6 protein-coding genes are annotated in these 12,054 nt (G+C 37.6%); 4 read left to right on the top strand and 2 right to left on the bottom strand.

The annotated features are described in order from the left end of the window. Positions 1 to 24 precede the first annotated feature (24 nt). From cax to CYAN7822_RS24445, 3 genes are all read left to right on the top strand, one after another. On the top strand, positions 25 to 1,113 hold the full coding sequence (gene cax / locus CYAN7822_RS24455) for a calcium/proton exchanger (RefSeq protein WP_013324936.1): 1,089 nt from the start codon (positions 25 to 27) through the stop codon (positions 1,111 to 1,113). A 99-nt stretch (positions 1,114 to 1,212) separates the two neighbouring features. Further along, entirely contained in the window at positions 1,213 to 2,493 is a 1,281-nt protein-coding gene (locus tag CYAN7822_RS24450) for an NAD(P)/FAD-dependent oxidoreductase (RefSeq protein ID WP_013324935.1), read from the top strand. Between the two features lie 189 nt (positions 2,494 to 2,682). Continuing rightward, positions 2,683 to 2,886, top strand: a complete 204-nt coding sequence (locus tag CYAN7822_RS24445; protein WP_013324934.1) for a hypothetical protein — start codon at positions 2,683 to 2,685, stop codon at positions 2,884 to 2,886. Positions 2,887 to 2,888: 2 nt separating this feature from the next. On the opposite strand, the gene CYAN7822_RS24440 is transcribed toward CYAN7822_RS24445, so the two are convergent. After that, the gene (locus CYAN7822_RS24440; protein ID WP_013324933.1) at positions 2,889 to 4,133 is read right to left on the bottom strand and encodes an SGNH/GDSL hydrolase family protein; all 1,245 of its coding nucleotides are present in this window, start codon (positions 4,131 to 4,133) and stop codon (positions 2,889 to 2,891) included. Between the two features lie 559 nt (positions 4,134 to 4,692). After that, positions 4,693 to 6,165, bottom strand: coding sequence for an aldehyde dehydrogenase family protein (locus tag CYAN7822_RS24435; RefSeq protein ID WP_013324932.1), 1,473 nt, complete (start codon positions 6,163 to 6,165; stop codon positions 4,693 to 4,695). Between the two features lie 161 nt (positions 6,166 to 6,326). On the opposite strand from CYAN7822_RS24435, the gene CYAN7822_RS24430 reads away from it, so the two are divergent. Next, the gene (locus CYAN7822_RS24430) at positions 6,327 to 11,981 is read left to right on the top strand and encodes a translocation/assembly module TamB domain-containing protein (protein ID WP_013324931.1); all 5,655 of its coding nucleotides are present in this window, start codon (positions 6,327 to 6,329) and stop codon (positions 11,979 to 11,981) included. The last annotated feature ends 73 nt before the right edge of the window (positions 11,982 to 12,054 follow it).

The raw sequence follows: 12,054 nt of genomic DNA, 5'->3' as shown, positions 1-12,054 counted from the left end.
CACCTTCTGATCCCCATTGAAATTATGTCAACTAAAGATAAAATTCTCTTCGGAATGCTGATCTTTGTCCCCATTGCCATTGTTAGCGAGTGGCTGAAATTATCGCCGATTTTAGTCTTTGTTTTCTCAGCTTTGGGTATTGTCCCTTTAGCCGCTTTTATTGCTGAAGCAACAGAAGAAATTGCCGAGGTAATTGGGGCCACGCTTGGGGGATTATTAAATGCTACTTTCGGAAATTTAACCGAGATGGTTGTCTCAATTGTTGCCCTGAGAGCCGGCTTAGTCGAGGTAGTTCAAGCCAGTATTTTAGGGGCTATTATTGCTAATTTGCTCTTGGGATTAGGTCTGGCAATGGTGTTAGGAGGTTTACGCTTTGGGACACAAAATTTTGAGCCAGAAGTTGCCCGTCTAAATGGCTCCTCTTTGCTGCTGGCTATTCTCGTTATGCTAACTCCAAGTGCGATTCACTATACATCAGTTGGGCTGCCCTTATTACCGATTCAAGAGTTTTCTTATGTCGCCTCGATTTTATTACTCATTTGTTATGGTTTGAGCATAATTTATTCTCTCAAACCTTCTCAAGATGTGAAAAAAATCAAAGAAATTGAACCGGAAAACCATCAAGAAGGGTCGGATCATGCTGAAGAAAAAAAGTCCCCATTAGGCAAACCGATCATCATTTTGTTGGTCTGTACTCTCGCCTTGGTTGTGGTATCAGAAATTTTGGTGGGCAGTCTAGAAGAAACCGTAAAAGTATTAGGCTTGACTGAGTTATTTACAGGAATTATTTTATTGCCTTTATTTGGAGGCGTGGTGGAATATTTAACTTGTGTTTCAGCCGCGCGAAAAAATCAAATGGATTTATCAGTAGCTGTAGCCATTGGTTCAACTTTACAAGTGGTTTTATTTGTCACTCCCGTCCTCATTTTAGTGAGTTTATTTTTTCCCAGCACTCTAACCTTAGAATTTAACGTTTTTGGGATTTTTTCAGTTGTAGCTGCCATACTGATTACAAATTCTATCAGTTCTGATGGTCAATCTAATTGGCTAGAAGGCGCATTTTTATTAATTTTATATGCCATTTTAGGCGTGGCATTCTACTTACACCCTTAAGGAGAGCTTTCTAAGCTCAAGTGTTAAAAATAAGTAAACGATAAAACCAACAACACAACGGTTAGGTAGAATGTTATAACATTTTTTCAACCTAACACCATGCAAACTACAGCAAGCTCAACAGATCTCTCTTCAAAAACCGTACACCATCAAATTGTCATCATTGGGGGAGGAGCAGGAGGCATAACGGTAGCGGCTCAACTTCTGCGTCAAAATAGTAAGTTAGATATAGCCATTATTGAACCATCCGACAAACACTTTTATCAACCCGCCTGGACGCTTGTCGGGGCAGGACAATATCATGCTCTTGATACCGTTAAAGATGAACAAGAGCTTATCCCCGCTCAAGCTAAATGGCTGAAAGATTATGTAGAAAAGTTAGACCCTGATAATAATTTAGTGGTCACTCATCAAGGAACTCAAGTTTTTTATGATTATCTTGTAGTAGCGGCGGGAATTCAAATTGACTGGCATCTGATCAAAGGATTACCCGAAGCTTTAGGTAAAGGAGGTGTGTGTAGTAATTATATTTTTGAAATTGCTCCTTATACTTGGGAATTGCTCAATAATTTTGCGGGCGGGAATGCGATTTTTACCTTTCCAGCAACGCCCATTAAATGTGCTGGCGCGCCCCAAAAAATTATGTACTTAGCCGATGATATTTTCCGTAAAAACGGAGTCCGTCAGAAAACAAAAATAACTTATTGTGCAGCCACCGCTAAAATTTTTGCCGTTGATGCTTATGCCCCAACTTTAATGAAAGTGGTTGAACGAAAAGGCATCGACCTAAAATTTAAACATAATCTCAAAGAAATTAAAGCGGATAGTAAAGAGGCGGTTTTTGATGTCAGCACTGATGGGGGTGTTCAAGAAGTTACCCTTCCTTATGATTTGATTCATGTTGCCCCCCCTATGAGTGCCCCAGATTTTATTAAAAATAGTAAATTAGCCACACCTGCTGCGCCGGCTTTGGGATGGGTAGATGTGCATAAACATACCCTACAACACAAAGTTTATCCCAATGTCTTTAGTTTAGGGGATGCTTCGTCTTTACCCACTTCTAAAACGGCGGCGGCGGTGCGAGGAGAAGCACCGGTTTTAGTAGAAAACTTACTCGCTTTCATCAATAAACAAGCTTTAAATGGGTATTACAATGGCTATACTTGCTGTCCTTTAGTCACAGGGATAGGCAAAACTATTATGGCTGAGTTTGATTATGATGGTAATCCGATTTCAACGTTTCCCATCGATCAAACTCAAGAACATTACACCATGTGGCTGATGAAAAAGTATGCTTTACCTTGGGTTTATTGGAATCGGATGTTAAAAGGTCAAGCGTTTGAGGGAAGCTTTTTAAGGAAATTACAAGGGAAAAAGTAAAGTTGTTGGTTGCGTGCGGAACGACTTCCGCACCTCAGTAAAAAATTTATTTTATTTAGCGGCTGATGAAAAAGTAGGCTTTACCTTGGGTGTATGCTCCTCAGTTTAAAGGTTCTAACTATTTGAGGAGTTCAACTTTAATCAAACTTAGCTAGAGTGCAAATCAGTTGAGCAATTAGGAGAAGGCAAATGGAGGATACAGAACAACAATTTTTAAGCCCCACTGATCGCGAAGATTTAATGGCAACACTCCATAATCTTAATATTCCTATCCCCACTGAACAGGACCTCGAAACCGAAGAAGTGGTTTTTGATGACGTGCCCACCGAATACACCGAGTCTTATGGAACAGGTGTTCAGCAATTTCCAGGACAATATCAAAGCGAAAGTTAAACTTATTTATTAGCAAAATTTAATTGAAAGATGGGAATTTGAAGTTGAGTAGGAAATAAGTCATTAACGGGTTGCCCAAGCAGTTTATTGTTTACTTGCCCTTGTTGAGAGGAGGAAACCTGTACTTGTCCTGCCGCATTCAGATTTAACACAATCGGGTTAGAAGTAACTAAATTTGAGACCACAGATAATGAATCGTTTGATGTGGCAACAGCAGGAATATTACTGATATTACTGGGCACAATCTGGCTCTGAGCCGTCAAATCAACAGCTTTATTAGCTTTAGATAAATTTTTGTCGGATTCTAAAGCTTTAATAACATAATCAGCTATAAGACCATGTGCTTTAGTCGTGGGATGAGCGCTATCCCAGAAGAGATAATTATCGGCATTAGGACTCTGAGTGAGTTTATGGGTGAGAGGGTTAAATTGAGGATCGTAAAGATTTGTATTTGTTGCGGCTTGAGTTAGATTATCAAATTTGAACGGATTAGACTTTTTAGTTATGTCTTTAAAGAGAGCATTGATATCAATAGAGATAAAGTCAACATCGGTATATGTTTTACTTAATGACTTTATTTCTTTATCCAATTGTTTATTATGCTCAGTCACCAGAGATTTTAATGTTTGAGCCGCATCAGGTTTAAGGCTCAATCCTAAAGGAGTTTGGCTCAAATCAGGTAAATTAAATACCATAATATGCTCAGCATCCATCTGATTAACTAAGGTCGTTAACGTGGTTTTGATATTGCCGATAGTCTGACCGACAGTTTGCTGAACAAAATTTTTAGTATCTTTTTTGGTGTTATCTGCCGATAAGTTTAGACTTAAATAATCGTTTCCCCCAATCCATAAAGAATACAAAGTATCTGAGGGATTAAATACTTGAGTCTGTTTCAGCCCTGTAAGTGCGTCTACCTGTTGTTGTAGTCCTGCTGGGTATTCTGGAGGGAATCCTAAATTTTTACTTCCCGAAGTAGCGCCACCAATGGCAAAGTTAATTGCCTGATTATTTTGAGGAATTTGGTCAGTAAAAGGAGCAAAATTAGTAAAAGGAATATTATTTAATCCGAGTGCGGTGCCAACATAGTCTGACCAGACTGAACCGTTACTAAAGCAACCTTTAGCGTAAAAAGGTTGATCAGGAAACCCTATCCCAGTTGCCTGCTTAGTTAGGTTGTAATAATTGCCATTATCTGTGAGACTATCGCCTAGAAAAACTATGTTATCGATGCCTAAATCTATCATAGTTATTCACTTATTTATTAATTTAAAAGCATTTCTTTCTTTAAATTAAGTTAATAGCTATTTTTTTTTTAGTCAAGCCCAAAAAGGAGTAGTTTTTAAATATTGATAAACTCTTTAAAAATCATCAATAGTCTTTAAAGTATATTGAAAAGTATTTAATAAAAATCACATTAAACCTTATATTTTTAGTCTCTATTGTTCTAAAATTAAGGCTAATTATTGCTATATTTCCGGTTTTTGGGGCTAAAATAAACAAAAATCGGGCTTTTGGATGGTCTTTACACAATCTTTAAAAAGCCCCTCAATATAGCTCAACTTCTTGATGTTAAAAAATATGAACTCTTTCAAAATATTTACTGAGAAGACTGCTAAATATATAAATTTTTATTAAAGTTAGTCGATATCTTTTTAAGAATGATAGTTTCTCTTCAAGATTGCTAATCGTACCCCTCACATTAAAATACAGTTAGCCCCCAAATGACGGTCATCACTGGGGGACTGGCTTAATCAGTTGGTTTATAGGAAATAAAATCGGTGGGCAATGCCCACCCTACAAAAACTAAAGCTTCACTGTCACTGTCTTTACTTCAGTATATTGCTGTAACCCGTACTCACCTAATTCTCGCCCCATACCCGACTGTTTAAAACCCCCAAAAGGAGCAGCCGTATCAAAAGCATGATAACAATTTACCCAAACCGTACCAGCACGCACATTATTAGCAATAGCCAGTGCTTTACTAATATCTTTGGTCCATACCCCTGCCGCTAGTCCGTAGATGGTTTTATTCGCTCGTTCAATGACCTCATCAATATCTTTGAACTTAATAATACTCATCACAGGGCCAAAAATCTCTTCCTGAGCAATTTGCATCTCATCTTGAACATCTGCAAAAACCGTCGGTTCAATAAAATAACCCCGTTCACCGACGCGATGTCCTCCAGTCACTAAATTAGCCCCCTGCCGCATTCCTGACTCAATATAGCTCATCACTTTATCAAATTGAGCTTGATCCACTTGAGGGCCTTGTTTAGTATTAGCATCAAAAGGATCGCCCACCATACGTTGTTTAGCCAGTTCTACCGACTTCGCGACAAACTCGTCATAACACTTTTCTTCCACAAACAAACGGGAACCGGCATTACAACATTGACCTTGGTTAAAGAATAAGCCATGATGCACCCCTTTAATCGTATAGTCTAAGTCGGCATCGGCAAAAACAATACTAGGACTTTTACCCCCGAGTTCGAGAGTAACCCGCTTGAGATTACTTTTAGCCGCCGCTTCCATAATGAGATGTCCCACTTCTGTTGAACCGGTAAACGCGACTTTATCAATATCCATGTGTTTTGAAATAGCGGCTCCGGCAGTGGGGCCATAACCCGATAAAATATTCACCACTCCTGGGGGAAAACCCGCTTCTATAATTAACTCTCCTATTCGTAAAGCCGATAGAGGCGTTTGTTCTGCCGTTTTAAGAACGATAGTATTGCCTGCGGCTAAAGCCGGTGCTAACTTCCACGCTTGCATCAGTAACGGAAAATTCCAAGGAATAATTTGACCGACAACGCCCACAGGTTCGTGACGAGTGTAGCAAAAATAGGGGCCATTGATCGGAATGGTTTTACCTTGAATTTTATCGGCCCATCCCGCATAATAACGATAACAAGCAATCACAAAAGGTAAATCCATACTCAGTGATTCTGTAATGGGTTTACCATTATCTAAAGATTCTAAGCGGGCTAGTTCTTCTTTATGAGCTTCGATTAAATCTGCTAGTTTATATAATAATTCTCCTCGCTCTCTAGCAGAAATTTTCGGCCACTGACCGCTAGTAAACGCTTTTTTCGCCGCGCTTACTGCTTTATCTACATCAGGTGCATCTGCTTCTGCCACATCACAGATTACTTCTCCCGTAGCTGGATTTAATGTTTCAAAGCGTTTTCCGGAGATACTTTCTACCCATTCATTATTAATGAGTAATTGAGTTGGGCCTATTTTTATCTCCTGCTGTGTTCTAGCAGTAGCGACCATAACACTCTCCTTGTAGAATTTTTTAGATAATTTATTCTCATTCTGTAACTTGCTTTACCTTTTAGTCCAAAAATGTATAAATTTTTAACAATAGTTTTATATACCTAGTTTAGATAAAAATTTTTGCATGAGTCTAAAGATGCCCTTTATTTTTAAACCCCATGACTAACTCTCCAGAACCAAGAAACTCTACTACTAATCCTTTAAATCGTCTGTTACAGACGGCTAAACGACCCTCAGTAATTGCTGTTGGGATGACCTCTGTTACCTTAATTGTTATTGGTAATGTAGGGTTTGGTATCTTGATGAAACAAATCCTTCCTCATTGGCTCGAAAAAACTCTCAGTGAGGCCCTTAAGCGACAAGTTTCTCTCGGAAAAGTTGAAAGTTATTCTCTTACAAGCCTTCAACTCGGTTTTTCTTCTATTCCTGAAACCCCTAACTATCCCCATCAATTGACCATTGCTCGCATTGATGCTCAATTTAATCCCTTATTAATTCTTCTGCAACGCCGCTTACCCATTAAAATTATTTTAAGTAATATTGATGGTTATATCAAACAAAATCCTGATGGCAATTGGCCGATACAACCCCTTGAAAAGATTAAACTGCCTGTGGATTTAGACCTAGATTTTGAAATTAAAGATGCCGATATTAACTTACTTCCCCGAGGCAAACAGAAACCTAAACCGCTAACTATTGAGATAGACGGACAAGGAAACTTTCTCGACCTTAAGGGTCGCCAACAGCTACAGTATGATGTAATTCTTGCTTCTCTCAACAACCAAATTAAACTTAAAGGAAAGACTTTACTTCCTACAGGTCAAAGTCAGGTAGAACTGATTATCCAAAAATTAGCTCTAAATGAAATCGCATCTTTAGCGGCTCATTTGCCTTTTCAAGTTAATCAAGGTCAAATTCAGGCTAATGTTAATGCTCAAATTCCTTCTTTTCAAAATATCCAAAATAGTCAAGGCAAAGGAGACTTAAGCATCAGTCAGATTAGTGCTACCACTGTGATGTTAAAAGATCCGATTCAAATTAGTGCTAACTTGGCTGTACAAGACACAAAACTGATTTTTGAAAAATTTCAGTTCCAGTGGCAGGAAATTAAGGCTAATGTCCAGGGATATTTAGATTGGCAAAGCGGCTTAAATTTAGCGATTAATGTTAACCCTTTTAATCTGCATAAGTTAAAAGAAAAAACTGTCCCGTCCTTGCCATTTGCCATCCAGGGAAATTTACAAAGCCAATTCTCAATCAAAGGCAATTTTTCTAATCCTGTCGTGACCGGAACCGTCAACAATACTAGCGATTTATTTTTAGATAAAATTATCCTCAAAAAATTTAACACCACTTTTCAAGCTAATCTAAAAGAACTTAGAATTAAAAGTCTAAAAATTATTCCCGTTGTTGGGGGAGAAATTGCAGGACAAGGGTTAATTCAAACCGAAGGTCAAAAATATATCCATCAGCCAAAAGCTTTTGACTTGGCTAAAATTCCGGTCAAATTTACTTTGAATGCCAATTTACCCAGTGAAAAACTCATCAATGTTTATTATAAACTTCCTTTAGAAACTAGCATAGCCAATCTAAAAGCAAAAGTACAGATAACAGGCACTTTGAAAAGCCCTCAAGCCTTGTTGCAATGGCAACTCCCCAATACCACTGTAGCATCAGTTAATGATATCTCTGGACAAGGAGAATTGTTAATTGCCAATAAAAGCTTAATTGTTCGCCATACTGAATTAAAAACCTCTGAAGGAAAAGTCACCTTAACGGGGTTAGGAAATTTAAAAACCAATCTATGGCAAACTGACATAACCGCTAATTCTTTTAGTTTAACTCCTACAATAGCTTTAGACAGAGCCAATATCCAATTATTAGGAACCTTGAATCAATTAGAACTAGCAAATCTGAGTGGAATGGCTGACTTATCATTAAAAGTTGGGGGCGCAACGGTTGTTTTAAGCAGCCAATTAAAAAAAGGGAATATTAACGGAACCGTTAGCTTTTTTCAACTCGCTTTAAATCCATTTTTAAAAGACTTACCCTTGCCGGTGAAAATCTCACAAACTCGCGCCGCTTTTTCGGGTTCCATTGCTCAACTGTTAACCGATAGAAAAGATAAATTTAAGCCGCTTAATCTTACAGCTAATCTAGAATTACTCTTAGATAACCGTCCCGTTTTCGTTAAAAGCACTTTAAATGACGGAATAGTCAACGCTGATATAACAACAGAAAAAATAGCCCTATCTCCTTTTCTGCCTAACTTAACCATTCCCGTCAGCTTAAGTCGCAGTAAAATTCAGGTAGCCGGGCAAATAACTTCTTTTTTATCCATTTTAAACTTGACCAAAGAAAGGCGAAAAAACTCTTATCAAGACCTGAACATTAAAGCCGATACTCAACTCAACATAGCTGATAACAAAATTAACGCTAAAACCCAGTTAAATAACAATCAATGGCAAACGGAAATCTTAGCTTTAAATATCCCTAATACCTCTTTTTGTCCCCCCATAGAAAGCTCTTGCCCTCCCATTGATGCTAAAATTGCTCTTTCAGGAAACCTAGATGATCTTATAGCGGGCAATACTACCATACCCATACAAGCCAAAACCGTATCCATCCAGGTAGAAGGACAAAATATTAAAGCGAATGGAAATATAATTCTAGCAAATCTCTCTACTTTACCCGATGCGAATGTTAACCTCAATATAGAGTATAGTTCTAATTTAAAAAGTCTTGTCCCTTTAGATGAATTAATTTCTCAAATTCCCATTCAGAGAGAATTATTATTAGAACAGTCTAGTATAAGCGGCAAAACTTATTTTAAAGGTCGTTTAATAGGAAAAAATCTGTTAACCGCCAGCAAACCCTTAGAAAATATACAACTGGTTGGCAATGCCGAACTAACTAATTTAAGTATTAATAAACGCTATTTTGAACCTCGTCTAAGCGGTCCCCTCTTTATCTCTGTTCAAAAACAAATATCTCTCGATTTAAAAGGCAAAAAAGACGTATTTGCGTTTACCTTAGAACGTTGTTCTCAAAAAGGCTGTCTTGTTCCCTATATTCCCAACTCCTTTGAAGTAGTGCAAAGCTATAATACAGAAAACCCTGCCAAAATTCGAGGAAAACGACAGGGAGAAAATTTTATTGCTGACTTGCAAGACTTTCCTTTAGAACTCTTGCAAATTACGCCGATAAAAACGTTAGGAATACCTGCCATAGTGTCCGGAAAGGTAGATGCTAATGTAGAATTTAATTTATTTACTTTAAGCGGCATCGGAAATCTAAATATTGAAAAACCCAGTATAGGAAATATTGGCGTAGAATCTTTTGAAACCGAAATAGTCTATAACAAGGGTTTGGCTAAATTAAGAGCATCCAACGTTCTAATTGGCAAAACCCGCTATCAAGTTGGGGCAAGTTTTGATGTGAATACTCAAGCACTGCAAGGTAAACTACAGATTAATCAAGGTAATATTCAAGACTTGCTCGGTGCAACCCATTTAGTCAGCTTACTTGATTCTAATTCAACACAACCCAATAGAGCCGCTACCACAACACAACTTCAACCCTATGCTATTGGAAATGCTAATGCTCCCGTTTCACAACAAATCACACAGTTAAGAGAAAGCGAACAAAAAATTCGGGAACAAGCGGCTAAAATAGAAGCCGGTTTAATTAGACCGAATTTAGATTTACAAGGAAAATTTGAAGCCGAAATCACCTTAGCTGGAACCTTAGAAAATCCTGAACTTAACTTAGAATTTGAAGGAAAAAAATGGGTATGGTTTCCTAAACCCGCCTATCTGAATTTTGTTGAGCCTGTAGGATTAGTCATTCAGGAACCTCAGACATTACCCATTGAAGAAATATCGCTAAAAGGTCACTTAGAAAACGGTCAAATACAAATCAATTATTTATCCAAAATTGGCACAGCCGCCATGACTCTTAATGCTAACTTAAGACAAGACAAGACAAAATGGAATTTTCAAGACTCAACATTCAAAGTAGATAACCTCTCTCTAGACTTACTCAGATACTTCTTTAAACCTCCGCTTGATCTCAGTGGCGAAATAAACGCTCAAGGAGTTTTACAAGGAAATCCCTTAAACCCTGAAATCGTGACTAATTTTGCTTTTAATGAAGGGATTTTAAATGGTCGTACACTAAATCTTCCTATAGAAGGCAATCTGCGTTATAGTAATCAACGTTTCACCCTAAATACAACAGATTCCTCTGCCATTAAAATTTATGCTAGTGTCCCTTATCCTGTAGAACCCAAAAGAAACGATCATCTAGAATTAAATCTCAAATTGACCACAGAAGCTATCACCCTGATTGATCTATTTACTCAAGGGCAATTAAATTGGGTTGGGGGTGAAGCCGAAGTGAACTTAAGCACCACTGGACGTATAGATCTGAGCGAAGAATTTAAGCTCTACGATTTAAAAAGTAAGGGAGAAATTAATTTAAATAATGCTACCATTCAAACCTCCACTCTTCCGCGTCCCTTAATTTTTAACGGTCAACTTACCTTTAATAATCAATATTTAGAAGCTAAACAATTACAAGGAAATATTTTAGACACTCAAGTTGACATCACAGGAATTTTCCCCCTATTTGAACCCTTAGCCAACAATCAAAACCCTCTAAAAATTACCCTGGTGGATGGTAAACTAGACTATAAAGACCGTTATTTAGGTACAGTTAACACAGATATAAAGATTACTGGCTCGGCTATTCGTCCCATTATAGGAGGACAAATTCGGTTTACCAATGGGAAAATATTTTTAGCTCAATTGCCGCAAAAAAAGAAAATTATATCGCCAGTTTATGAGCAGTGGGCAGGAAATATTACTGCTCCAAAATATATTATTAAACCACCCCAACTAGACAATTTACAGATTGTTTTAGAGGACATTAAACTTATCCAAAATCAACAATTACCTCAATATCAGTTTGAGGTCGGTGGGCAATTGAATTTACAAGGAAATTTAGACAGTTTAGCCAATGTTAAACCCAGTGGTAAAATCTATCTTAAACGAGGCAAAGTGTATATTTTAACCACCGATATATTCTTAGCTAGTCAGTATGAAAATACTTTGAATTTCCTGCCTGATAAGGGGTTATTTAATCCTTATTTAGACTTGCAATTAAAAACCTTTTTGTGGGATACAGCTATTGTGGCCAATACTAATAATGAAATTAGTGATGATATTACCAAAAGTAATCGAAAAAAATCCGTAGAGATAACCCTTACTATTCAAGGGCAAGCGGAACAGTTATACACCATCACAGAAACAGTAGAAAAAGCTTGTCAATTTGAAAGTAATAAAGAAACATCCCTGCCAGTTAATCCAACAGTCATCCCAGAAATAAGTCAACAACTAACAGATTGTCTGCGGGTGGCGGCTTTTGTTAATACTGCATCAGACCTTCAATTACTGAAATCTCCCATTATCACGATCAGTAGCAGTCCTCCCTTAACTCAAAATGAAATAAATGTTTTATTTAATCGTTCCTTTTCTCCGGTTTCAGAATCTTTACAACAACAAAATTCCGCCCAACTTCTCGAGATAGGAATCCCTCAATTTGCAGTGACATTAGCTCCCTTTTTACAGCAAGAAGTTTTTGATTTAAATAGTTGGGCATCAGCTTGGTTCAAGTCAAATTTAGGCTTAGAACGGGTACAAATTGTTCCGCTTATACAAACCGGTTATAAATTAAAAGACGGTACTCGAGTGCGGATTTCTTATGATTATTTCACCGATGAAGTAACAGTTAGATACGAAACACGATGGTAAGTAAAGTTTTCTCGGTTTTTTCCTTGCCACCCCCCCTCACGGAAATTTTTGTCCGAGGATAAAACAGTTCTCA

Source organism: Gloeothece verrucosa PCC 7822 (assembly GCF_000147335.1).
Classification (GTDB): Bacteria; Cyanobacteriota; Cyanobacteriia; order Cyanobacteriales; family Microcystaceae; genus Gloeothece; species Gloeothece verrucosa.
Note: the sequence above shows the minus strand (reverse complement) of the source record. Positions and strands in the feature narration are given on the sequence as shown.